The sequence below is a fragment of the Ramlibacter sp. genome, from assembly GCF_035554825.1.
Taxonomy (GTDB): domain Bacteria; phylum Pseudomonadota; class Gammaproteobacteria; order Burkholderiales; family Burkholderiaceae_C; genus Ramlibacter.
In genome coordinates, this window is record NZ_DATMHS010000123.1 from 1 (window position 1) to 21,390 (window position 21,390).

The following is a 21,390-nucleotide window of genomic DNA, read 5'->3' on the forward strand; positions in this document are numbered from 1 at the left end:
AGCCGGCCAGTTCCAGGATTTGCGAGGTGTTGCGGAAGCTCGCGCCCATCACTTCGGTGGTGTAGCCAAACTTGCGGTAGTACTGGTAAATACGCTTGACCGACTGCACGCCCGGATCGTCGGCGCCGGTGTAGTCGGTGCCGGTCGACTTCTTGTACCAGTCGTAGATGCGGCCGACGAACGGCGAGATCAGCTGTACCTTGGCCTGCGCGCAGGCCACCGCCTGGCTGAAGGAGAAGAGCAGCGTGAGATTGGTTCGGATGCCGCGCTCCTCCAGCTGGCGCGCCGCCTCGATCCCCTCCCAGGTGGATGCGACCTTGATCAGCACCCGCTCGACCGGCACGCCCTCGGCCCGGTACATGGCGATGATGCGCTCGGCCCGCTGCACCGACCCGGCCGTATCGAAGCTCAGGCGGGCATCGACCTCGGTCGAAACCCGGCCGGGAATGATCGACAGGATCTCGCGGCCGAACCGCACCAGCAGCCGGTCCATGGTCTCGTCGAGCGGCCCCTTGCCGTGCTTTTGCATCGTCTCCTGCAGCAGCGGGGCGTAGTCGGCCTTTTGCACCGCCTTCAGGATCAGCGACGGATTGGTCGTGGCGTCCTGCGGACGGAACTGGGCCAGTTGCCGGAAGTCGCCGGTATCGGCAACGACGGTCGTGAACTGTTTCAGCGCATCGAGTTGGTTCATGGCGCAATTATCCGGCGATGCCCGGCCGGCGTGGCGCGTTGCCGAGGCGGCCGCTGGTTCCTGGCCGCCGTGCGTCGCGGCCCGGCTCGCGCGAAGGCAGGTACAGTACCCGGAACAACGCGTGAACACATGAGCTTCGATCTTGTCCTGTTCGGCGGCACCGGCGACCTCGCCTGGCGCAAGCTGATGCCCGCCCTGTTCCAGGCCTTCCGCCACGGGTCGCTGCCCGAGCACGGCCGCATCATCGGCGTCGCGCGCGACGACCTGAGCGACGAGGCCTACCGCGAACTGATCCGAGCCCGCTTCGATCAGGTCGAGCTCGCGAAACGGCCCAGCCCCGCCGAGTTCGACCGCTTCGCCGCGCTGCTGCATTTCGTGCGCATGGACCTGTCGCGGCCGCCGGACTTCCAGCGGCTGGCGGCGACGCTGCGCGAGCGGCACGCCGATACCGTGGTGCTGTATCTGGCGACGGCGCCCTCGCTGTTCACCGCGGCCGTGGAGCAGCTCGCGGCAGCGGGCCTGAACCGGCCCAACACGCGGATCGTCCTCGAGAAGCCGCTGGGCCACGACCTGGCCTCCAACCGGGCGATCAACGAAACGGTGCGCGGCGTGCTGAGCGAAAAGCAGATCTTTCGCATCGACCACTACCTCGGCAAGCCGGCGGTGCAGAACCTGTTTGCGCTGCGGTTCGGCAACGTGCTGTTCGAGCCGCTGTGGCGGCGCGAGACGATCGCCAACATCCAGATCACCATTGCCGAAGACCTTGGCGTGGAAAAGCGCGGTGCCTTCTACGACAACACCGGGGCCTTGCGCGACATGGTCCAGAACCATGCGCTGCAGCTGCTGTGCGCGCTGGCGATGGAGCCTCCGATCAATGCGCACGCCGACGCCATCCGCGACGAGAAACTGAAGGTGCTGCGGTCGCTCAAGCCATGGACCGCCGAGTCCATCGGCCAGCACGTGATCCGCGGCCAGTACGGGCCTGGCACCGTCGGCGGCGAGGGCGTGCCCGGCTACCGCGAGGAGTCGGGGGTGGAACCGCACAGCACGACCGAAACCTTCGTGGCCTTGCGCACCGAGATCGCCAACTGGCGCTGGGCCGGCGTGCCGTTCTACATCCGCACCGGCAAGCGGCTGGCCGGCCGCGATGCGCGCATCGTGGTCAACTTCCGGCCCACGCCGCATGCGATCTTCCATTCGCCGATGGGCGCCGCCAACCGGCTGGTCATCCACCTGCAGCCCAAGGACGGGCTCGAACTGCACCTGCTGGCGCAGGGCCAGGACCATCGGCACGGCGCCCGGCCGGCGCCGCAGGCGCTCACCCCCGTGCACCTCGACCTCGACTTCGACAAGCGCTTCGGCTCCGAGCGGGTCGGCGCCTACGAGCGGCTGCTGCTGGACGTGATCGACGGCCGCCTGAACCTGTTCGTGCGCAGCGACGAGCAGGAGGAAGCCTGGCGCTGGGTCGAGCCGATCCTGGAGCACTGGCGGCAGGACGCCGCGGGGCCGCGCCCTTATGCCGCCGGCACCTGGGGGCCGAGCGCCGCCAGCGCGATGATCGCGCGCGACGGCTATTGCTGGAGCGAGGAGTGCTGAGCCGGCGCGCCTGAGCACAGCCGCTCAGATCCGGCCTTCCTCCACCGCGTGGCAGGCAATCCGGATGCCGTGGATGGCGAGCAGGGCCGGCCGCTCGACCTTGCAGCGCTCGTTGGCATGGGGACAGCGCGGATGGAACGCGCAACCGGTCGGCGGATTCAGCGGGTTGGGCACCTCGCCCTGCACCGGGGTGCGCGCCCGGCCGGTGTCGTGCATCTTCGGGATGGCATCGAGCAGCATCCGGGTGTAGGGATGGCGCGGCTGGCTGAACAGCTCCTGCTTGCCGGCCAGTTCCACCAGCCGCCCGAGGTACATCACGCCGACTTCATCGCTGACGTGCCGCACCACGGCCAGGTTGTGCGAGATGAACAGGTAGGTGAGATGCCGCTCGCGCTGCAGGTCCTTCATGATGTTGAGGACCTGCGCCTGCACGCTGACGTCGAGCGCCGACGTCGGTTCGTCGCAGACCAGGAAATCCGGCTCGGTCGCCAACGCCCGCGCGATCGAGATGCGCTGCCGCTGCCCGCCCGAGAACTGGTGCGGGAACTTGACCACGTCCAGCGGCGACAGTCCCACGGACTGCAGCAGCGTCGCCACCCGGTCCTGGAGCTGCGCGCGGTCGCGGATGATCCCGTGCTCCTGCAGCGGCTCGCCGACGATCTGGGCCACCGTCCAGCGCGGGTTCAGGCTGGCATACGGGTCCTGGAAGATCATCTGGACGCGGCGGCGCAGCTGCTGCGCCTGCGGCCCCTGGTAGGCGCGGTGGGCGTCCTGGCCGTCGAACGTGAAGCTGCCGCGGCTGGGCGAATACAGCCCGACCAGCAGTCGGGCCACGGTGCTCTTGCCGCACCCCGACTCGCCGACCAGGGCCAGGGTGCGTCCCTTGCGGATCTCGAAGCTGACGCCGTCGACCGCATGCAGCAACTGGCGCGGCCGCCGCTCCAGCACCCGGTTGAGCCAGGGCGCGGACACGTCGAAGGTCTTGGCGAGATCGGTCGCCTGCACCAGCGGCGAACTGAGGACGGCGCTCATGCCGGCGCTCCGTGGGCATCGTGCAGCCAGCACGCGGCCCGCGTGGCGCCGGCGTACAGCAGCTCGGGCCGTTCGGCCATGCAGCGGTCGAAGGCCCGCGGGCAGCGCGGGTGGTAGGCGCAGCCCGGCGGGATGGCGTTCAGGCGCGGCATCGCACCGTCGATCTGGTTGAGTCGCTCGCGGTCGACGGTGATGTCGGGAATCGCGGCCATCAGCCCCATGGTGTACGGGTGCGCCGGCTGGTTGATCACCTCGTGCACGGGCCCGACCTCGGCCACGCGACCGGCATACATCACTGCGACCCGATCGCAGGTCTCCGCGATCACCCCCATGTCGTGGGTGATCAGCATGACGGCCGCGTGGTGTTCGCGGCAGACCCGCTTGAGCAACTGGATGATCTGCGCCTGGATGGAAACATCCAGGGCCGTCGTCGGCTCGTCCGCCACGATCAGCTTGGGCTCGGCCGCGAGCGCCAGCGCGATCACCACCCGCTGCCGCATGCCGCCGGAGAACTGGTGCGGGAAATGTTCCATGCGCTGGGCGGCCGCGGGAATCCCGGTGTCCTCCAGCAGCGCGATGGCACGCCGGCGCGCCTCGTCGTTGCTCACCGGCAGGTGGGCCTGGATGGTCTCCACCAGCTGCCGGCCGATGGTGTAGAGCGGATTCAGCGAGGTCAGCGGATCCTGGAAGATCGCGCCGATCTTGCGCCCCCGGATGTGCCGCATCTGGTCGTGCGAGAGGTTGTCGATGCGCTTGCCTTCGAGCAGGATCTGGCCCGAGGCGATGCGCCCCGGCGGTTCCAGCAAGCCGATGATCGAAGCGCCCGTGAGCGACTTGCCGGCGCCGGACTCGCCGACCACGCCCAGCACTTCGCCGGGCGCGATCTCGAAGCTGATGTCGTCGAGCGCGCGCAGCGTGCCGTGGCGGCCGGGGAATTCCACGACCAGGTTCTTGACTTCCAGGAGACTCATCGCAGTCGCGGATTCAGCGCATCGCGCAGCCAGTCGCCCAGCAGGTTCACCGACAGGGCGATCAGGACCAGCATCAGGCCGGGGACGATGGTGATCCACCATTCGCCGGAGAAAAGGTAGTCGTTGCCGACGCGGATCAGGGTCCCCAGCGACGGCGAGGTGGGCGGCACGCCGACGCCCAGGAACGACAGCGTGGCCTCGGTGATGATCGCGGTGGCCACGTGGATGGTGGCGAGCACCAGCACCGGGCCCATCACGTTCGGCAGCACGTGGCGGCGCATGATCCGCAGCGGCGAAACGCCCGTCACCCGGGCCGCCTGGACGTATTCCTTGTGGCGCTCGACCAGGGCCGAGCCACGCACCGTCCGCGCGTACTGCACCCACCCGGTCAGGGTGATCGAGACGATCAGCACGCCGAAGGCCACCGTGTCCTGCGCGTGCGGAAACAGCGCCCGGCCGACGCCGGCGATCAGCAATGCGACCAGGATCGCGGGGAAAGACAGCATCACGTCGCACAGTCGCATCAGGAAGGTGTCGGTCCAGCCGCCGCGAAAGCCGGCCAGCAAGCCCAGCGCGACGCCGATCACCATCGACAGGATCACCGAGGTGATGCCGACCACCAGCGAGATGCGCGCGCCGTAGATCACGGCCGAGAGGATGTCGCGGCCCTGGTCGTCGGTTCCCAGCAGGTACTTCGACGAGCCGGCGGCCGACCAGGCCGGCGGCAACCGCGCGTCGCCGAGCACCAGGGTGGTCAGGTCGAACGGGTTGTGCGGCGCCACCCATTCCGCGAACACGGCGGCGAAGATGCAGACGAACGCGATCGCCGCAGCGGCGATCGCGGTGGGCGAAGTGCGGAAGCTGTAGCCCACATCGCTGGCATACCAGCGGGCAAGAATCGATCTCATGAAATCACCGGAAAGGCGCCGCCCCACCCGGGGCGGCGCCGGGAGGCGCAAGGATTACTTCTTGACGCTCATCCACTTGAAGGGCATGTAGTTGTCGGCGCGCTGCACGAGGTCGACCTTCTTGCTCACGCCCCACGCCAGCGCCTGCTGGTGCAGCGGGATGTGGCCGATGTCGGCCGTGTGGATCTCGAACGCCTGCTTGATCATCGCGTTGCGCTTGGCCTTGTCGGTCTCCGACTGGATCGACTTGATCAGCGGATCGAGCTTCGGATTGCAATAGGCACCCAGGTTGAACTGGCCCGCGCCCTTCTCGTCGGGGCAAGCCATCAGCGCGTTCAGCGCGTCGTGCGCGTCATACGTGCTGGGCGTCCAGCCGAGCAGGTAGAAGCTGGTGTCGCGGCGCAGGATCTTCGGGAAGTAGGTGCCCTTGGTCTCGGCGGCGAGGTTGATCTTCACGCCCACGCGGGACAGGTTGGCCGCCACGGTCTGGCAGATCCGCGCGTCGTTGACGTAGCGGTCGTTGGGGCAGTTCATCGTCACCTCGAAGCCCTGCGGATAGCCGGCTTCCGCCAGCAGCTTCTTGGACGCCTCGGGGTCGTACGGCAGCCGCTTGTTCAGCTCGGGGATGAAGCCGTTGATTCCCGGCCCGACCATCAGCGCCGTCGGATTCGACAGGCCGCGCATCACGGTCTTCTTGATGCCGTCGATGTCGATCGCCTGGTAGAACGCCTGGCGGACGCGCTTGTCCTTGAACGGGTTCTTGCCCTTGACGCTGGAATACTGCAGCTCGTCGCGCTTCTGGTCCATGCCCAGGAAGATCGTGCGCAGCTCGGGGCCGGTCAGCACCTTCGCCGCGGGCGAGGCATTGATGCGGTCGATGTCCTGCACCGGCACCGGCTCCATCACGTCCACTTCGCCGGACAGCAGCGCGGCGACGCGGGTGGCATCGTTGCCGATCGGCGTGTAGATCACTTCGGCGACGTTGCCGTCGATCTTGCCCCAGTAGGTGCCGTTGCGCGAGAAGGTGGTGCGCACGTTCGGCTGGCGCTCGCGCAGCCGGAACGGGCCGGTGCCGTTGGCGCGGAACGAGGCGGCGTTCTCGATGCCCTTGCGGCGGTCCACCGGACGCGTCGCCTGGTTGGCCTCGCACCACTTCTTGCTCATCATGTAGGTGGTGGTGAGCTGGTCGGGCAGGATCGGGAATGGCGACTTGGTCGTGATCTCGATCGTGTGGTCGTCGACCTTGCGCACCTGGGCGATCTCGTTGACGTTGCTCTTCAGGTCGGAGCCTTCGCCGGCGACCCGCTGGAACGAGAACACCACGTCGTCGGCCGTGAACGGGGTGCCGTCGTGGAACTGCACGCCCTTGCGCAGTTCGAAGCGCCACACCGTCGGCGCGGTCTGCTTCCACGAGGTCGCCAGCGCCGGCGCCAGGCTCAGGTCCTTGTTGCGGCCGACCAGGCCCTCGTAGATGTTGCCGGTGACGCTCAACTGCAGCGACTCGTTGAGCGAGTGCGGGTCCATCGAGAGCGCATCGCCCTGGTTGGCGACGCGGATCGTCTGGGCGCCGGCGCCGGTGCCCAGCACGCCGAGCGCGGTGAACAGCGCCGCCTGCAACAGTTTCGTCTTGAAGGTCATCGGAAAGCTCCTCTTGGTGATGGTTGGCCGGACGGGCAGCGCGTTCAGCGCTGCGCCAGCGGCATGGAACGCTCGATCAGGCTCGCATGCAGCGCCGAGCCCAGCGGAAGAATCTCGTCGTTGAAGTCGTAGCGGCTGTTGTGCAGCATGCAGCTGCCCTCGCCGCCCTGCCCGATGCGCAGGTAGGCCCCGGGCCGCACCTGCAGCATGAAGGAAAAGTCCTCGGCGCCCATGCTTGGATCCATGTCGCGGATCACGTGGTCGGCGCCCACCAGCGACTCCGCGACGTTGGCGGCGAAGAGCGCCTCGCGCGGGCTGTTGATGGTGGCGGGGTAGACGCGGTCGTAGGTGACGACCGCGGTCGCGCCGAAGCCGAGCGCGACCGCGCTGCACAACTCGGTCAGCCGCCGCTGCACCAGATCCTGGACTTCAGCCGAGAAGGTGCGCACCGTGCCCACCAGCGTCGCCTTGCCGGGGATCACGCTCATCGCCTGCACGTCCCCTGCCTGCATCGCGCACAGGCTGATCACCGCGCTGTCGACGGGCCGCACGTTGCGCGAGACGATGGTCTGTACCGCCGTGATGATGTGGGCGGCGACCACCACCGGGTCGACGGCGAGGTAGGCGTGCGCGCCGTGCCCGCCCTTGCCCGTGATCTCGATCGTGACCCGGTCCGCCGCGGCCATCAGGGGTCCGGGGTTGGTGCCGATGGTGCCGGGCTTCATCGCCGGCCAGTTGTGCATGCCGTAGACGGCCTCGACCGGGAAGCGCTCGAACAGGCCGTCCTCGATCATCGCCTTCGCCCCGGCGAAGCCTTCCTCGCCCGGCTGGAAGATCAGCACGGCGGTGCCGTCGAACTCGCGCGTTTCGGCGAGGTAGCGGGCGGCGCCCACCAGCATGGCCACGTGCCCGTCGTGGCCGCAGCCGTGCATCATGCCGTGGCGCGTCGATTTCCAGGCGAACTCGTTCTGCTCGGTCATCGTCAGCGCGTCCATGTCCGCGCGCAGGCCGACGATGCGCCCGCTGCTGTTCTCGCGGCCGCGAATGACCCCCACCACCCCGGTCTTGCCGATGCCGGTGTGGATCTCGTCCACGCCGCACACTTCGAGCGCCGTCTTCACGCGGCCGCCGGTGTACCGTTCCTCGAACCCGAGTTCGGGATGGGCGTGCAGGTCGCGCCGGAACGAGGTGAGCTCGGGCAGGAATTGCGAGATGTGGGCGAAGGCGCGGCCGTTCGCTTTCAGCGGCGAACCGGTGATCGAGGCAGGCATCAGTGGGATTCGGACTTGGACACGCGCAGGCGCGGGTCGACGGCGAAATACAGCAGATCAACGACCAGGTTGATCGCCACGAAGATGAGGGCGATGAGGCACAGATAGGCCGCCATCACAGGGATGTCGGCGAAGGTGACGGCCTGGATGAACAGCAGGCCCATGCCTGGCCATTGGAACACCGTTTCCGTGATGATCGCGAACGCGATCAGTCCGCCGAGCTGCAGGCCGGTGATCGTCAGCACCGGCACCAACGTGTTCTTGAGCGCATGCCCGAAGTGAACGGCGCGGTTGGACAGGCCGCGCGCGCGGGCGAACTTGATGTAGTCGGTGCGCAGCACCTCGAGCATCTCGGCGCGCACCAGCCGCATGATCAGCGTGAGCTGGAACACGGCCAGCGTCACGGCCGGCAGCACGATGTGGTGCCAGCCGTCCGCGCGCAGCAGCCCGGTGGACCACCAGCCGACCTGCACGGTCTCGCCCCGGCCGAAGCTGGGAAACCAGCCGAGCGTCACGGCGAACACCAGGATCAGCAGGATCCCGATCAGGAAGGTCGGCAGCGACACGCCCAGCAGGGAAAGCGTCATGAACAACTGGCTCATGAACGTGCCGCGGCGCAAGGCGGCGTACACGCCCATGGGAACGCCGATCAGCAACGCCAGCAGGGCGGCGATCAGCGCCAGTTCGAGCGTCGCCGGGAAGCGCTCGGCAATCAGCCGGGAAACCTTGGCACCCTGGCGCAGGCTGAGGCCGAACTCGCCCTGGGCCGCATTCAGCAGGAAGTGCCAGAACTGGACGAAGAACGGCTGGTCGAGGCCGAGGTCGCTGCGCAGTTCGCGGATCTGCTGCGGCGACGCGTCCTGCCCGAGCAGGAAGACGACCGGGTCGCCCACGTACTGGAACAACATGAAGGCGATGAAGGCCACTGCGACCATCACGATCACAGCCTGGAACAGGCGGCGCAGGACAAAGGCGAGCATCGGGGGGAAGGGGTACCGGAAAGCAGCAGGGATGCTAGCAGAGCACGCGAGGTGCCCATACAGGGGTTTCCTTCAGCGGCCGGCGCCCGCGCGTCCTGCCGACTGCAGGCACTATGGCGCTCGCGAATGCGCCGTGCGCAAGCGCAAGGGCCCGTACCAGGCGCGAGCCGTGCTGCGCGTGTTGTCGGTGTCGCTCATGACGGCGACACCAAGCAGGGCGCCGGGCGGCTCGCCGAAGGCGCGCTCGAAATCGGCCCGCACGTTGCGCTCGTAATCGAGCCACTGGTTCAGCTTGCCCGGCCCCGACTCGACCACCAGCCCGCGGATGCGGGCGGTGCGCGGGCTCGTGATCACGGTCCCGGCCTGGCGACGGTTGCACCACACGTACATGAGGGTGGCGTAGGGCAGTTCCTCGCCGGTGATCGCGCGCGACAGCTCAGACATCATGGCGTCGCGCGTCGAAAATTTGGAGCGATCGCCCTCGAACACCAGCACCACGCGCACCGGCGAGTCGTCGGCGTCGCGCGACGCGAGGTCGGCGCCGGCGATCAGCTGCGGCACCTTCCAGGAAAACAGCACGCTGCCCAGCTCAGCCGGTTCGATGCGCACGTCCTGGCGCAACATGCTGGCGGACGACGAAGCGGTGGCCGCGATGGCCTCTCGCCCCTCGTCCCGGGCGTATTGGAACTGGGTCGGCGACTTGCCCGGGAATTGCTGATGCCGCCACCCGCGAACCGGCCGCGCGCCGCTGGGGGCTGCCGACAGTTGGGCCCAGGGACTGGCAGCGACCGTCGGCGCGGCCGTCCCGGGCGCCGTCGTCCCACACCCGGTCAGCGAGACCGCCGCCAGGGTCATCGAAAAAAGCCATCCTCCAGTCCGCCACCTGCCATTCATGACCAACTTCTTTCCGTCACGAGCGCCCGACGCCCCCGCCTCATGTCGGGCCTCTCAAAAAAAAGAAGCCGCCCGAAGGCGGCTTCTCAAGTTTCTTCGATTCTCGAGCTGGCGCGAGGCCAGCATTTCGAATTAGAAGCTGTGGCGAATGCCCAGGTCCAGGCCGGACGAGTTCTGGTTCACCACGCCGGTGCCGAACGAAGAGCCGTTCAGAGCCTGAGCGGCGCCGCCCTGGTTCTTCACGCGAGCCCACGTCGTGTACACGGCGGTGCGCTTGGACAGGTTGTGCACGTAGCCCAGTGCGATCTTGTTGGTGCGCGGGCTGCCGGCCACATCGGTCTTGTAACGCGAGTAGGCGGCACGGATTTCGCCGGCGCCGACCGGGAACAGACCACCGATCAGCCAGCCCTTGCCGTCAACGTTGCCGTTGCTGTCAAAGCTGTAGTGGGCCATCGCCTTGGCGATGCCGAAGTCCCACTGGCCGCCCAGGTTGTTCTGCTTGACCTTGCCCGTGGCGTAGTCGGTGCGGCTCAGAGCCAGGGCCACGTTGAACGGGCCATTGGCGAAGCCGAGGCGAACGCCGGCGCCGGTGCCGTCCTTCTCGGTGGCGGCGCCGTTGCGCACGTTCTCGCCGAGGTAGTACTGGGCCTGGCCATAGAAGCCGCCCAGGTTACCCGGCAGGAAGTAGCCGATCGTGTTGGAGGCACGGACCGCGGTCACGCCGGTGATGATGGAGTTCAGGGTCTGGGTGGTGCCCACGCCGTTCGTGCCGAACGGATCGAACACGGTCAGGTTCCAGAACTGCGGGGTGTAGTCACGGCCCAGACGCAGTTCGCCCCAGCCGCCAGCCAGGCTGACGGTCGAGCGGCGGTTGAACACCAGGCCGGTCGAGCCGCCGGCGGCGCCGGTCGCTTGGTTGTTCAGGTTGGTCGCCACGCCCGTGCCGTTGTCGTTCGACAGACCGGCTTCCAGCCAGAACGAAGCCGACATGCCGCCGCCGAGGTCTTCCACGCCGCGGAAGCCCAGACGCGAGCTGTTGTAGCCCGAGTTCGTCAGCTGCCACTTGTTGGCGGAACCCGTGCCGCTGGCGCGGCCATAGGCGACCGTCGCGTCAACGATACCGAACAGGGTCACGGACGATTGGGCAGAAGCTGCGCCGGCGGCGGCCAGGACAGCCAGAGCAATCAGGGACTTTTTCATGCAAGTTTCTCCAAGGTTAAACAGAGGGCTCCGGTGCGAAGGGGTCACGAAATGCAGGCACTTTGGTGCTCCCGCCGGATCCCCGGGCCAACCTCCTTTTGGGAAGTTCCGCCTATTGCACCAGAGCAGCCCTGCTTTCGCAAAGTATTTAGCCTCCGGCCCAGCGTTTCGTTGCAGGCGGACAACACCCGCAAAACGGCCGAGTTGAGCCCGCGCAACACGCCGATTCGAGGGCGAATTCACCACCGCCCAGCGGGGCTTTGCCCCCCGGGTCTGGTGGCCCCGGCCAGCCGCAGGCCCCGGTAAACTTGCCGCCCATGGATCGATTGATCGGCGCTGCGGACAGCGCCTTGCGAACTCTGTTTGCCAAGCCGCACGCGGTGCGCCCCTGCCCTGTCTTGCCCGGCGAGGAAACGCGCCTGGGCGAACAGGACGCCCGGCGGGCCGCGGCCCTCATGCGTGTCAACCACGTCGGGGAAGTCTGCGCCCAGGCACTCTACACGGCCCAGGCCCTGGCCACCCGCGACCCGGCGCTGCGTCGCCACTACGAACAGGCGGCGGACGAGGAAACCGACCATCTCGCCTGGACGGCCGAGCGGCTGCAGGAACTGGGCGACCGGCCCTCCCTGCTCAACCCGCTGTGGTACGCAGGCGCATTCGCCGTCGGCCTGGTCGCAGGGCGCCTGGGCGACCGCGTCAGCCTGGGTTTCGTGGTGGAAACCGAACGGCAGGTGGAAGCCCACCTGGAAAGCCATATGCAGCGGTTGCCCAGCGGCGACCATGCTTCGCGCGCAATCGTCGCGCAGATGAAGGACGACGAAGCCGAGCACGCCGCCCGGGCGCTGCAAGCCGGCGCCGCCGAACTGCCGGCGCCGGCCAAGGCGCTCATGCGTGCGGCCGCCAAGGTGATGACCACCACGGCGCACTACATCTAGGCACGGCGCACCGCCGCAGGTCTCAGGCGGCGCGCACCTCGAAGCTGGTGGTGATCGCGGCCGTCTTGGCCAGCATGATGCTGGCCGAGCAATATTTCTCGTGGCTCATGGCGATGGCGCGCGCCACCGCCGCCTCGGGCAGGTCGCGGCCCGTCACCGTGAAATGCATGTGGATGCTGGTGAACACTTTGGGATCGGAGGGCGCCCGCTCCGAAGTGAGCTTGACCGAACAGCCGCGCACGTCGTGGCGCCCACGCTGCAGGATGAGCACCACGTCGTAGGCGGTGCAGCCGCCGGTGCCGGCCAGCACCGTCTCCATCGGCCGCGGCGCGAGATTCTGGCCGCCGTGGGCCGGTCGCGCGGCATCCGGAGCGCCGTCCATCACCAGCACGTGACCGCTCCCCGTCTCGGCGAGAAAACCCATTCCGGAGCGCGCACCCGTCGCACCCGTCCAGCTCACGGTGCATTCCATACACTTGATCCTTGTCAAATCGCCTGAGCGTTCGTCTCACTTTGAGACAGTCCCGTGCTGCAACGCAGCAAGCTCAAGCTATACTCCGCTCCAGAGCATAACGAAATCGTTGTGCGGTGAGTCAAGGCCGCAGCCGGAGGCAAGAAACCGGTGCGGCAGGCAGCTTGTCTCCTCCACCTCCTCCTTTGGTGGATTCAGCCCTCGGACCGCAAGGTTCGAGGGCTTTTTTCTTGGCCCCTGCCCGGTCGCGGAACCGGTGCGCATGAGTTTTATCATCCACTGGTCATGCCTCAGCACCTCACCCCGGCCGACTACCTCAAGAAGATCCTGACGGCGCGGGTTTACGACGTCGCGGTCGAGTCCGCCCTCGAGCCCGCCAAGAACCTCAGCCGGCGCCTGCACAACAAGATCCTGCTCAAGCGCGAAGACCAGCAACCGGTCTTCAGCTTCAAGCTGCGCGGCGCCTACAACAAGATGGCGCACTTGTCGCGGGAGCAGCTGCAGCACGGCGTCATCTGCGCTTCGGCCGGCAACCACGCGCAGGGCGTGGCGCTGGCCGCGCATCGGCTCGGCGCCCGGGCCGTGGTGGTGATGCCGGTGACCACGCCGCAGGTCAAGATCGAGGCGGTGAAGGCACTCGGCGGCGAGGTCGTGCTGGACGGCGAAAGCTACTCCGACGCCTACCAGCGCGCCGTCGAGCTCGAGCGCGAGCAGCACCTCACCTTCGTGCACCCGTTCGACGATCCGGACGTCATCGCCGGCCAGGGCACGATCGCCATGGAGATCCTGCGCCAGCACCAGGGGCCGCTCGACGCCGTGTTCGTGGCGATCGGCGGCGGCGGCCTGATCTCCGGCGTGGCCAGCTACATCAAGTCGGTCCGGCCCGAGGTCAAGGTGATCGGCGTCCAGATGAGCGATTCGGACGCGATGGCGCAATCGGTCACGGCGCGCAAGCGCGTCAGCCTGGCCGACGTCGGCCTCTTTTCCGACGGCACGGCGGTCAAGCTGGTCGGCGAGGAAACGTTTCGCCTCACGCGCGAGCTGGTCGACGGCTACATCCGGGTCGACACCGACGCCGTCTGCGCGGCGATCAAGGACGTGTTCGTCGACACCCGCTCCATCGTGGAGCCGGCCGGCGCGCTGGCGGTCGCGGCCATCAAGCAGTACGTCGCCGAGCACAAGACGCGCGGCGAAACCTATGCGGCCATCCTGTGCGGCGCGAACATGAACTTCGACCGGTTGCGCTTCGTCGCCGAACGCGCCGAGGTCGGCGAGGAGCGCGAAGCCCTGTTCGCGGTGACGATCCCCGAGGAGCGGGGCAGCTTCAAGCGGTTTTGCGCCCTGATCGGCAGCCTGCCGGGCGGACCGCGCAACGTCACCGAATTCAATTACCGCATCAGCGACCAAGCCAAGGCGCACGTGTTCGTCGGCGTGACGACCCACGGCAAGGGCGAATCGGCGCGCATCGCGGCGAACTTCACGCGGCACGGCTTCGACGCACTGGACCTGACCCACGACGAGCTGGCCAAGGAACACATCCGGCACATGGTCGGCGGCCACTCGGCCCTGGCGCAGGACGAGCGCCTGCTGCGCTTCGTGTTCCCGGAGCGTCCGGGCGCGCTGATGAAGTTCCTGTCGCACATGCAGCCGGGCTGGAACATCACCCTGTTCCACTACCGCAACCAGGGGGCGGACTATGGCCGCATCCTGGTGGGCCTGCAGGTGCCGCGCAGCGACAACAAGGCTTTCCAGGAATTCCTGGATACGCTGGGCTACCCCTCGATCGAGGAAACCGACAATCCGGTCTATCGCCTTTTCCTGCGCACCTGAGCCGGCGCGCCGCCCCGGGCGCCGCGCGCTGCGCCTGCTACTTGCGCGGCGGCAGTTCGAGCGTCAGCACGGCCGGACCGGTCGCGTTGGCGGCAAGCACCGCACGGCGGCCCTGGACCGACTGCAGCACCAGGCCTTCCTCGATCGCGGCGCCGACGCGGTATGGTTTGGCCGGCTTGCCGTCCATGGAGATCAGGGCGGCACCGTGCTGGGAGGTGCTGGCGACGACGCCGACCAGGACGAGCCGGCTGGCCAGCGAAGGCGCCGCCGGAGCCGCGCCGGCAGTCGCAGGGGCGGCGCCGAGCAACCGTGCCAGCGCCACCGGATCGGCCGCGGCCGGGGGGCGCTGCAGGACCGGGGCGACGGGAGCTGCGCCGGGGCGCGCGGACATCTTCATCCCCCAGAACACGGCGCTGCCAGCCACCAGCGCCCACAGGAGAAACGTCGAGCCGGCGACCGCCCACCGGTTCTGCATATTGGTCACCATGCCACGATTATCATTGATGCGATTGGATTGCCCCAGATGAAATACCTCCCCCCTGTCCTGCGCCGCGCGCGCCAGGCAGGCTTCACCCTGATCGAACTCATGGTGGTGCTGGTCATCATCGGCGTGCTGGCCGCGCTGATCGTGCCCAACGTGCTGGACCGCGCCGACGACGCGCGTGCCACCGCGGCCAAGACCGACGTCAACAACCTGATGCAGGCGCTCAAGCTCTACCGGCTCGACAACCAGCGTTATCCGACCACCGAGCAGGGACTGCAGGCGCTGGTCGCCAAGCCCGCCAGCGGCCCGACGCCGCCCAACTGGAAGCCCTACCTGGAGAAGCTGCCCAACGATCCGTGGGGCCGGCCGTACCAGTACCTCAATCCGGGCGTGAAAGGCGAGATCGACGTGATGTCGTTCGGCGCCGATGGCCAGCCCGGCGGCGAGGGCAAGAATGCCGACATCGGCAGCTGGCAGTAGCGCCCGCTTGGCACCGGCCGCCCGCGGTTTCACGCTGCTGGAACTGCTGGTGGTGGTGGCGATCATCGCGATCGCCTCGGCCGGCGTGAGCTTCGCCTTGCGCGACACCGGCGCGACGCAGCTCGAACGCGAGGCGCAGCGCCTCGCGGCCCTGTTCGAGTCGGCCCGCGCGCAGTCGCGCAGCACCGGGGTCCCGGTGCGCTGGTACCCCACCGACGCGGGCTTCCGCTTCGGCGGCGTGCCGGCCGGGACGCTGCCGGACCACTGGCTGGCCGAGACGACGCGGGTGCGCGGCAGCGCGGCGCTGCAGCTCGGACCAGAGCCGATCATCGGCCGCCAGGAAGTGGTGATCGAGTCCACGGCGGCGCCGGGGCGCAGCCTGCGCATCGCCACCGACGGCCTGCGGCCGTTCGCCGTGGCGCCGGGAGCAGGCTGATGCACCCATCGCGCCGGCGGCAGCGCGGCTTCACGCTCATCGAGGTGCTGGTGGCGCTGGCCATCGTCGCGATCGCCTTGAGCGCCGGCCTGCAGGCCACCAGCGCCCTCACGCGCAACGCCTTGCGCCAATCCAGCGTGTTGCTGGCGCACGTATGCGCCGAAAACGAGCTGGTGAAGGTCCGCCTCGCCAGCACCATGCCTGCCATCGGCGACTCCAGCCTCACCTGCGAGCAGGCGGGGCGCCAGTTCGGCGTGACGGTGTCGGTGTTGCCGACCCCCAACCCGAGCTTCAGGCGGGTCGACGCGCAGGTCTTCGAAGAGCAGGCGCCGGTGCTGCGGCTGTCCACGGTGGTGGGGCGCTACTGATGATCGCGCGCCGTCGCCAAGCCGGGTTCACGCTGGTCGAACTGCTGGTCGCCCTGTTCGCGATGGCGCTGCTGGCGGTGATGAGCTGGCGCGGCCTCGACGGCATGGTGCGCGCGCAGCAGCAGACCCAGGCCCGCTCGGATGAGGCGCTCACGCTCCAGGTGGGCCTGGAACAGTGGTCGGCCGACCTCGACGCGGTCGTGCAGCTGCCGCGAACCGCCGCGCTCGACTGGAACGGCCGGGTGCTGCGGATCACGCGCCGCGGCAGCGCGGCGCCGGGTGACGGGGTGATCGTCGCGGCCTGGACCAGGCGCATCGTCGACGGCCAGGGCACCTGGCTGCGCTGGCAATCGGCGCCGGCAACCACGCGCGAACAACTGGACCGCGCATGGCACCAGGCGGACACCTGGGCGCAAACCCCGGGCGACGAGGAACGCCGCGCCGAGGTCGCGGTGGTGCCGCTGGCCGAGTGGCAGCTGTTCTACTTCCGCGGCGGCGCCTGGACCAATCCACAATCGAGCGATGCCAGCGGGCCGGCGCCCGCAGCGCCGCCCGCCGCGCCGTCCGGACCGGGCGCGCTCGCCACGCCGGTCCTGCCGGACGGCGTGCGGCTGGTGCTGACGCTGCCGCCCGGCCAGTCGGTTGCCGGCGTGCTGACGATCGACTGGGTGCGGCCGACCCTCAGCGGCGGCAAGTCGTCATGACCCCGCGCGCCGCACCTCTTCGACGCGGCTCACGGCGCCGAGCGAACGGCGCAGCGCTGCTGTCGGCCATGCTCACCGTCGCCCTGGTGGCGACCTTCGCCGCCGCAGCGCTCTGGCAACAGTGGCGCAGCATCGAAGTCGAGACCGCCGAGCGCGCCCGCGTGCAGGCGGCATGGGTCCTGGTCGGCGGCCTCGACTGGGCGCGGCTGGTGCTGCGCGAAGACGGGCGCACCGGGGGCCAGGATCACCTGGGCGAGCCCTGGGCGGTGCCGCTGCAGGAGGCGCGCCTGTCGAGCTTTCTCGCGGCCGACCGCAATGCCGGCGCCGACACCAGCGGCGAAGTGCTGGATGCTTTCCTGTCCGGCCAGATCGTCGACCTGCAATCGCTGATGAACGTTTCCAACCTGATCGACGACAGCGGCAAGATCTCGTCGGACGACCTGCACGGCTTCGCGCGCCTGTTCGAAACCCTGGGCCTGCCGCAGGCGCAGCTGGACACCCTGGCCGAAAACCTGCGCCTTGCCGCCGACGCCAGCGCTGCCAGCAAGGCGAGTCCGCTCGCCCCCCTGCTGCCGCAGCGGGTCGAGCAGCTGGCCTGGCTCGGCCTGTCCGAGAACACCATCTCGGTGCTGAAGCCGTACATCACCATCCTGCCCTATCGCACGCCGGTCAACCTCAATACCGCCAGTGCCGAGGTGATCTACGCCACCGTGCTGCAGCTGTCGATGGCGGACGCGCAGCGACTGGTGGCCGCGCGCGAGCGCTCGCCGTTTCGCGGCATCGAGGAAGCCCGGCTGGCGGTCGGCGCCGAGGCCAGCGCCTTCGCGGCCGGCCAGGTGAACGTCAGCGTCGGCAGCCGCTTCTTCGAAATTCGCTCGCGGCTGCGGCTGGACAAGCTGGTCACCGAGGAACACGCGGTGGTGCTGCGCGACGGGCTCGATGTCAGGGTGCTGCAACGCTGGCGGACCGCCCCGACGCCAGTCACTGACGAGCATCAAACCGGCGCGCCGCCGGTCGGCCGATGAGGTCCGTGGCCGCCGCGCCACCTTTCTACAATGGGAGCCTCCCATGAGCGCACTCATCGTTCTCCTCCCCCCGGACTCCGCGAGCGCTTCGGCCGAATTCGAGTACGTCGTCAGCAATGACGGCCGCACCATCGACGCGCACGGCAGCGCCCAGGCCGCGGTCCTGCCGCTGCCGGGGCGCAGCGGCGCGGAAGTGGTCGCCGTGGTGCCGACGGCAAAGATCTCGTGGCACCGCGTCGAGTTGCCCAAGGGCACGGCCGCCGGTTCGCCGCGCCTGCGGGCGGTGCTCGAAGGCCTGCTGGAGGACCAGTTGCTCGACGAGCCGGAGGCGCTGCACTTCGCGCTGCCGCCGCAAGCCAAGACCGGCGTGCCGGTCTGGGTCGCCACCTGCGATCGGGCCTGGCTGCGCAGCGCATTGCACGTGCTCGAAGCGGCGCAGCGGCCGGTTTCGCGCATCGTGCCGGAGTTCGCGCCCGAAGGCGCGCCGGTGCTCCACGCGCTCGGCGAACCGCAGCACCCCATGCTGGTGATGACCGGCAGCGAAGGCGTGGTCTCGCTGCCGCTGTCGGCGCAGGCCCTGACCCTGCTGCCGGCGCTGCCCGAATCGACCCTGGTGGTGGCCGAGCCGGCGGTGGCCGCGCTCGCCGAACAGGTATTGCAGCATCGCCCGGAGCTGCAGCAGTCGACCGCGCGCTGGCTGGAGGCAGCGCAGGCCGACTGGGACCTGGCGCAATTCGAGTTTTCCAGCTCCAGCCGCGCCCGCGCGCTCAAGAAGATCGAAACGGTCTGGGCCGACCTGCTGTCGGCGCCGCAGTGGCGCGCCGCCCGCTGGGGGGCCGCGCTGCTGGTCGGCGTCAACCTGCTCGGCCTGAACGCCTGGGCCTGGCGCGAACGGGCCACGCTGGATCACAAGCGCGAGTCGATGCGACAGATCCTGACCCAGACCTTCCCGCAGGTGAAGGTGGTCGTGGAGCCGGCCGTGCAGATGACCAAGGAGGTGGCGGCGCTGCGGCAGACCACCGGCGCCGTTTCCAGCCGGGATCTCGAGGCCATGCTCGGCGCCTTGAGCAGCGCGCCGGCATCGACCAGGGCCGCTGCGGCGATCGAATACAACAACGGCGAGTTGCGGGTGAAGGGCCTGGCGTCCAACCAGGACGAGGCGGAACCCTTCATCGCGGCGCTTTCGGCGCAGGGCTACGGCGCCACGCTGCAGGGCGACGCCCTGGTGATCACGAAAGGGAACACGCCATGAACGCCGCGCAACTGCGGGCCCGCTGGGGCGCCCTGGCGCCGCGCGAGAAGGTACTCGTGGCAGCCACGTCCGCGCTCGTGCTGCTGGTGATCGTGTGGTTCATCGCCGTCCGGCCGGCGCTGAACGTGCTGCGCTCCGCCGAGACCCAGCATCGCGCGCTCGACGCGCAATTGCAGCAGATGACGGCGCTGCAGCAGCAGGCCCGGGCCATGCAGGCGCAGCCCAAGATCGGGCACGACGAGGCGCTGCGGCTGCTGGAGCTTTCGCTGCGGCAGCGGCTGGGGACCAGTGCGCGCCTGGCCATCACTGGCGAGCGTGCAACGGTCACCCTGACCGGCACCCCCGCGGATGCCCTGGCGCGCTGGCTCACGCAAGCGCGCGTCGACGCGCGCGCGCTGCCCGGCGAGGCGCGGCTGAATCGAAATGCCAGCGGGCTGTGGGAAGGCACGCTCGTGCTGTCCCTGCCCGCGCGCTAGCGGCCGGGCACCCCTCGTGGCCAGCCCCGCTTCGCGCCCCCGTTTCAGGACGGCCTGGTCGTGGGCGGTCGGTGGCGCGGCGCTCGGTGGGCTCGCGGGACTCCTGTTCTTTGCACCGGCACGCTGGCTGGCCGATGCGGCGAGCGCGCGCACTGGAGGCCGGGTGATCCTGAGCGACCCGCGCGGCACCGTCTGGAACGGCTCCGCCGCGCTGGTGCTCGCCGGCGGGCAAGGCAGCGCCGATGCCGTCGCGCTGCCCACCCGCGTCGACTGGCGGCTGCGGCTTCGCTGGTACGGCATCCGCGCCGATCTCTCCAGCGCCTGCTGCACGCCGGCGCCGGTGACGGCGCGCATCGCGCCACGCTGGGGCGGCACCCAGGTGCGCATCGCCGACGCCCAAAGCCGGCTGCCGGCGGCCCTGCTCGCGGGCCTGGGCACCCCGTGGAACACGCTCCAGCTGGACGGCGACCTGCGGCTTCAGACCAGGGGCCTTTCAGTAGAATGGGTCGCTGGACGGCTCGCCATCGCCGGGCAAGCCGAGCTCACGGCGCAGCGGCTCTCGTCGCGCCTGTCCACGTTGAGGCCCATGGGCAGCTACCGAATCACCCTGCTGGGCGGACCGACGCCCACCTTGCAGCTTGACACCCTGGAGGGCAGCCTGAACCTGACCGGCAGCGGGAGCTGGGTCGGGTCGCGCCTGCATTTCTCGGGGGTCGCCAGCGCGGCGCCGGACCGCGAGAACGCGTTGTCGAACCTGCTGAACATCATCGGAAGGCGCACCGGCGCCCGCTCCATCATCACGATAGGCTGACATGAACCACCGACTGGCTGCCGCCCTCTGCATCGCTTGCGCTCTCGCCACCGGACCCATGGGCGTCGCGTATGCCCAGCGCTCCTCGGAGCCGATCACGCTCAACTTCGTCAACGCCGACATCGAGGCGGTGGCGCGCACGATGGCGGCGATCACGGGACGCAACATCGTTGTCGACCCCCGGGTGAAGGGCACCATCAACCTCAGCACCGACCGGCCGGTATCGCCGGCAGCGGCCTACAACCAGTTCCTGGCCACCTTGCGCCTGGCCGGCTTCACCGTGGTCGACGCCGGCGGCCTGCTCAAGGTGGTGCCCGAAGCCGACGCGAAGCTGCAAGGCGGCGCCGTGTCGGTGGGGACGCCGGCCGGCGGCGGCCAGATCGTGACCCAGATCTTCCGCCTCAATTACGAGCCGGCGGCCAATCTGGTGCCGATCCTGCGGCCGCTGATCAGCCCCAACAACACCATCAACGTCAATCCGGGCAACAACTCCCTGGTGATCACCGACTACGCCGACAACCTGCAGCGGCTGGCGCGCATCATCTCGGCGCTGGACGTCTCGAACGCGACCGACGTCGAGGTCATCCCGCTGCGGCACGCGCTGGCGGCGGACCTCGCGCCGGTCGTGCAGCGGCTGGCGGACTCCGGTGGCAGCGGCGGTGCCGTGCCCGGCGCGGCGCCCGGCCAGGGGCAGGTCGACACCGGCTTTCGCACCACCGTGATCCCCGAGTCGCGCAGCAACAGCCTGCTGGTGCGGGCGTCGAATGCCGCGCGGCTGAATCTGGTGCGCTCGCTGATCGACAAGCTCGATCAGCCCGGCTCGCTGCCGACCACCGGCAACATCCACGTCGTCTACCTGAAGAACGCCGAAGCGGCCCGGCTGGCGGTGACGCTGCGGGCCGCGTTGGCGGCGACGACGCCTGCCGGCGCGGCCGG

General features: G+C 69.1%; 23 protein-coding genes. 12 read left to right on the plus strand and 11 right to left on the minus strand.

Annotated features, from left to right (window positions below; genetic code table 11):
* Positions 1 to 691: transaldolase (locus tag VNT59_RS14940; RefSeq protein ID WP_325499432.1), on the minus strand; the 691-nt coding region annotated here is incomplete at its 3' end.
* A 129-nt stretch (positions 692 to 820) separates the two neighbouring features.
* Here VNT59_RS14940 and zwf point away from each other — a divergent pair.
* Positions 821 to 2,287, plus strand: a complete 1,467-nt coding sequence (gene zwf, locus VNT59_RS14945; protein WP_325499434.1) for a glucose-6-phosphate dehydrogenase — start codon at positions 821 to 823, stop codon at positions 2,285 to 2,287.
* 24 nt (positions 2,288 to 2,311) lie between these two features.
* Here the strand turns inward: zwf and VNT59_RS14950 are convergent, their stop codons facing one another.
* The 8 genes from VNT59_RS14950 to VNT59_RS14985 form a co-directional block, all read right to left on the minus strand.
* Positions 2,312 to 3,319: a dipeptide ABC transporter ATP-binding protein gene (locus VNT59_RS14950; protein WP_325499436.1), complete on the minus strand. Its 1,008-nt coding sequence runs from the start codon at positions 3,317 to 3,319 to the stop codon at positions 2,312 to 2,314.
* Positions 3,316 to 4,290: an ABC transporter ATP-binding protein gene (locus VNT59_RS14955; protein ID WP_325499438.1), complete on the minus strand. Its 975-nt coding sequence runs from the start codon at positions 4,288 to 4,290 to the stop codon at positions 3,316 to 3,318. The genes VNT59_RS14950 and VNT59_RS14955 overlap by 4 nt, the downstream gene beginning before the upstream one ends.
* A complete protein-coding gene (locus VNT59_RS14960; RefSeq protein ID WP_325499440.1) occupies positions 4,287 to 5,198 on the minus strand; it encodes an ABC transporter permease in 912 nt (303 codons plus the stop codon). The genes VNT59_RS14955 and VNT59_RS14960 overlap by 4 nt, the downstream gene beginning before the upstream one ends.
* Positions 5,199 to 5,252: 54 nt before the next feature.
* On the minus strand, positions 5,253 to 6,836 hold the full coding sequence (locus VNT59_RS14965; RefSeq protein WP_325499442.1) for an ABC transporter substrate-binding protein: 1,584 nt from the start codon (positions 6,834 to 6,836) through the stop codon (positions 5,253 to 5,255).
* Positions 6,837 to 6,880: 44 nt separating this feature from the next.
* Positions 6,881 to 8,107 (minus strand): M20 aminoacylase family protein, encoded by a 1,227-nt coding sequence (locus tag VNT59_RS14970; RefSeq protein ID WP_325499444.1) that lies wholly within the window; start codon positions 8,105 to 8,107, stop codon positions 6,881 to 6,883.
* The gene (locus VNT59_RS14975) at positions 8,107 to 9,087 is read right to left on the minus strand and encodes an ABC transporter permease (protein ID WP_325499446.1); all 981 of its coding nucleotides are present in this window, start codon (positions 9,085 to 9,087) and stop codon (positions 8,107 to 8,109) included. The genes VNT59_RS14970 and VNT59_RS14975 overlap by 1 nt, the downstream gene beginning before the upstream one ends.
* A 111-nt stretch (positions 9,088 to 9,198) precedes the next feature.
* Positions 9,199 to 9,981 carry a DUF3047 domain-containing protein gene (locus VNT59_RS14980; protein ID WP_325499448.1) on the minus strand — a complete coding sequence of 261 codons (783 nt, stop codon included), beginning with the start codon at positions 9,979 to 9,981 and terminating at the stop codon, positions 9,199 to 9,201.
* A gap of 132 nt (positions 9,982 to 10,113) precedes the next feature.
* Positions 10,114 to 11,181 (minus strand): porin, encoded by a 1,068-nt coding sequence (locus tag VNT59_RS14985; protein ID WP_325499450.1) that lies wholly within the window; start codon positions 11,179 to 11,181, stop codon positions 10,114 to 10,116.
* Positions 11,182 to 11,498: 317 nt separating this feature from the next.
* Between VNT59_RS14985 and coq7 the strand changes: the two genes are divergently transcribed.
* Complete coding sequence (gene coq7, locus VNT59_RS14990; RefSeq protein WP_325499452.1) at positions 11,499 to 12,116, plus strand: 2-polyprenyl-3-methyl-6-methoxy-1,4-benzoquinone monooxygenase; 618 nt, start codon at positions 11,499 to 11,501, stop codon at positions 12,114 to 12,116.
* Positions 12,117 to 12,138: 22 nt separating this feature from the next.
* Here the strand turns inward: coq7 and VNT59_RS14995 are convergent, their stop codons facing one another.
* Positions 12,139 to 12,588, minus strand: coding sequence for an OsmC family protein (locus VNT59_RS14995; RefSeq protein ID WP_325499454.1), 450 nt, complete (start codon positions 12,586 to 12,588; stop codon positions 12,139 to 12,141).
* A gap of 285 nt (positions 12,589 to 12,873) precedes the next feature.
* On the opposite strand from VNT59_RS14995, the gene ilvA reads away from it, so the two are divergent.
* Positions 12,874 to 14,418, plus strand: a complete 1,545-nt coding sequence (ilvA, locus tag VNT59_RS15000) for a threonine ammonia-lyase, biosynthetic (protein ID WP_325499456.1) — start codon at positions 12,874 to 12,876, stop codon at positions 14,416 to 14,418.
* Positions 14,419 to 14,455: 37 nt separating this feature from the next.
* Here the strand turns inward: ilvA and VNT59_RS15005 are convergent, their stop codons facing one another.
* Positions 14,456 to 14,905, minus strand: a complete 450-nt coding sequence (locus tag VNT59_RS15005) for a type II secretion system protein N (RefSeq protein WP_325499458.1) — start codon at positions 14,903 to 14,905, stop codon at positions 14,456 to 14,458.
* A gap of 36 nt (positions 14,906 to 14,941) precedes the next feature.
* On the opposite strand from VNT59_RS15005, the gene gspG reads away from it, so the two are divergent.
* From gspG to VNT59_RS15050, 9 genes are all read left to right on the plus strand, one after another.
* Entirely contained in the window at positions 14,942 to 15,382 is a 441-nt protein-coding gene (gene gspG / locus VNT59_RS15010; RefSeq protein ID WP_325499460.1) for a type II secretion system major pseudopilin GspG, read from the plus strand.
* Complete coding sequence (locus VNT59_RS15015; RefSeq protein ID WP_325499462.1) at positions 15,357 to 15,818, plus strand: prepilin-type N-terminal cleavage/methylation domain-containing protein; 462 nt, start codon at positions 15,357 to 15,359, stop codon at positions 15,816 to 15,818. The genes gspG and VNT59_RS15015 overlap by 26 nt, the downstream gene beginning before the upstream one ends.
* Positions 15,818 to 16,186 (plus strand): type II secretion system minor pseudopilin GspI, encoded by a 369-nt coding sequence (gspI, locus tag VNT59_RS15020; protein ID WP_325499464.1) that lies wholly within the window; start codon positions 15,818 to 15,820, stop codon positions 16,184 to 16,186. The genes VNT59_RS15015 and gspI overlap by 1 nt, the downstream gene beginning before the upstream one ends.
* The gene (locus VNT59_RS15025; protein WP_325499466.1) at positions 16,186 to 16,890 is read left to right on the plus strand and encodes a PulJ/GspJ family protein; all 705 of its coding nucleotides are present in this window, start codon (positions 16,186 to 16,188) and stop codon (positions 16,888 to 16,890) included. Before gspI ends, VNT59_RS15025 begins: the two co-directional genes overlap by 1 nt.
* Positions 16,887 to 17,915, plus strand: coding sequence for a type II secretion system minor pseudopilin GspK (gene gspK / locus VNT59_RS15030; protein WP_325499468.1), 1,029 nt, complete (start codon positions 16,887 to 16,889; stop codon positions 17,913 to 17,915). Before VNT59_RS15025 ends, gspK begins: the two co-directional genes overlap by 4 nt.
* A gap of 43 nt (positions 17,916 to 17,958) precedes the next feature.
* The gene (gene gspL / locus VNT59_RS15035) at positions 17,959 to 19,167 is read left to right on the plus strand and encodes a type II secretion system protein GspL (RefSeq protein WP_325499470.1); all 1,209 of its coding nucleotides are present in this window, start codon (positions 17,959 to 17,961) and stop codon (positions 19,165 to 19,167) included.
* On the plus strand, positions 19,164 to 19,643 hold the full coding sequence (gene gspM, locus VNT59_RS15040) for a type II secretion system protein GspM (protein ID WP_325499471.1): 480 nt from the start codon (positions 19,164 to 19,166) through the stop codon (positions 19,641 to 19,643). Before gspL ends, gspM begins: the two co-directional genes overlap by 4 nt.
* Positions 19,644 to 19,806: 163 nt before the next feature.
* On the plus strand, positions 19,807 to 20,454 hold the full coding sequence (gene gspN / locus VNT59_RS15045; protein WP_325499473.1) for a type II secretion system protein N: 648 nt from the start codon (positions 19,807 to 19,809) through the stop codon (positions 20,452 to 20,454).
* 1 nt (position 20,455) lies between these two features.
* Positions 20,456 to 21,390: secretin N-terminal domain-containing protein (locus VNT59_RS15050; RefSeq protein ID WP_414708397.1), on the plus strand; the 935-nt coding region annotated here is incomplete at its 3' end.

Excerpts from the sequence above, each read along its gene's own strand:
- zwf (WP_325499434.1), top strand. The coding sequence starts at position 821 with ATGAGCTTCGATCTTGTCCTGTTCGGCGGCACCGGCGACCTCGCCTGG.
- VNT59_RS14950 (WP_325499436.1), bottom strand. The coding sequence starts at position 3,319 with ATGAGCGCCGTCCTCAGTTCGCCGCTGGTGCAGGCGACCGATCTCGCC.
- VNT59_RS14955 (WP_325499438.1), bottom strand. The coding sequence starts at position 4,290 with ATGAGTCTCCTGGAAGTCAAGAACCTGGTCGTGGAATTCCCCGGCCGC.
- VNT59_RS14960 (WP_325499440.1), bottom strand. The coding sequence starts at position 5,198 with ATGAGATCGATTCTTGCCCGCTGGTATGCCAGCGATGTGGGCTACAGC.
- VNT59_RS14965 (WP_325499442.1), bottom strand. The coding sequence starts at position 6,836 with ATGACCTTCAAGACGAAACTGTTGCAGGCGGCGCTGTTCACCGCGCTC.
- VNT59_RS14970 (WP_325499444.1), bottom strand. The coding sequence starts at position 8,107 with ATGCCTGCCTCGATCACCGGTTCGCCGCTGAAAGCGAACGGCCGCGCC.
- VNT59_RS14975 (WP_325499446.1), bottom strand. The coding sequence starts at position 9,087 with ATGCTCGCCTTTGTCCTGCGCCGCCTGTTCCAGGCTGTGATCGTGATG.
- VNT59_RS14980 (WP_325499448.1), bottom strand. The coding sequence starts at position 9,981 with ATGAATGGCAGGTGGCGGACTGGAGGATGGCTTTTTTCGATGACCCTG.
- VNT59_RS14985 (WP_325499450.1), bottom strand. The coding sequence starts at position 11,181 with ATGAAAAAGTCCCTGATTGCTCTGGCTGTCCTGGCCGCCGCCGGCGCA.
- coq7 (WP_325499452.1), top strand. The coding sequence starts at position 11,499 with ATGGATCGATTGATCGGCGCTGCGGACAGCGCCTTGCGAACTCTGTTT.
- VNT59_RS14995 (WP_325499454.1), bottom strand. The coding sequence starts at position 12,588 with ATGGAATGCACCGTGAGCTGGACGGGTGCGACGGGTGCGCGCTCCGGA.
- ilvA (WP_325499456.1), top strand. The coding sequence starts at position 12,874 with ATGCCTCAGCACCTCACCCCGGCCGACTACCTCAAGAAGATCCTGACG.
- VNT59_RS15005 (WP_325499458.1), bottom strand. The coding sequence starts at position 14,905 with ATGGTGACCAATATGCAGAACCGGTGGGCGGTCGCCGGCTCGACGTTT.
- gspG (WP_325499460.1), top strand. The coding sequence starts at position 14,942 with ATGAAATACCTCCCCCCTGTCCTGCGCCGCGCGCGCCAGGCAGGCTTC.
- VNT59_RS15015 (WP_325499462.1), top strand. The coding sequence starts at position 15,357 with ATGCCGACATCGGCAGCTGGCAGTAGCGCCCGCTTGGCACCGGCCGCC.
- gspI (WP_325499464.1), top strand. The coding sequence starts at position 15,818 with ATGCACCCATCGCGCCGGCGGCAGCGCGGCTTCACGCTCATCGAGGTG.
- VNT59_RS15025 (WP_325499466.1), top strand. The coding sequence starts at position 16,186 with ATGATCGCGCGCCGTCGCCAAGCCGGGTTCACGCTGGTCGAACTGCTG.
- gspK (WP_325499468.1), top strand. The coding sequence starts at position 16,887 with ATGACCCCGCGCGCCGCACCTCTTCGACGCGGCTCACGGCGCCGAGCG.
- gspL (WP_325499470.1), top strand. The coding sequence starts at position 17,959 with ATGAGCGCACTCATCGTTCTCCTCCCCCCGGACTCCGCGAGCGCTTCG.
- gspM (WP_325499471.1), top strand. The coding sequence starts at position 19,164 with ATGAACGCCGCGCAACTGCGGGCCCGCTGGGGCGCCCTGGCGCCGCGC.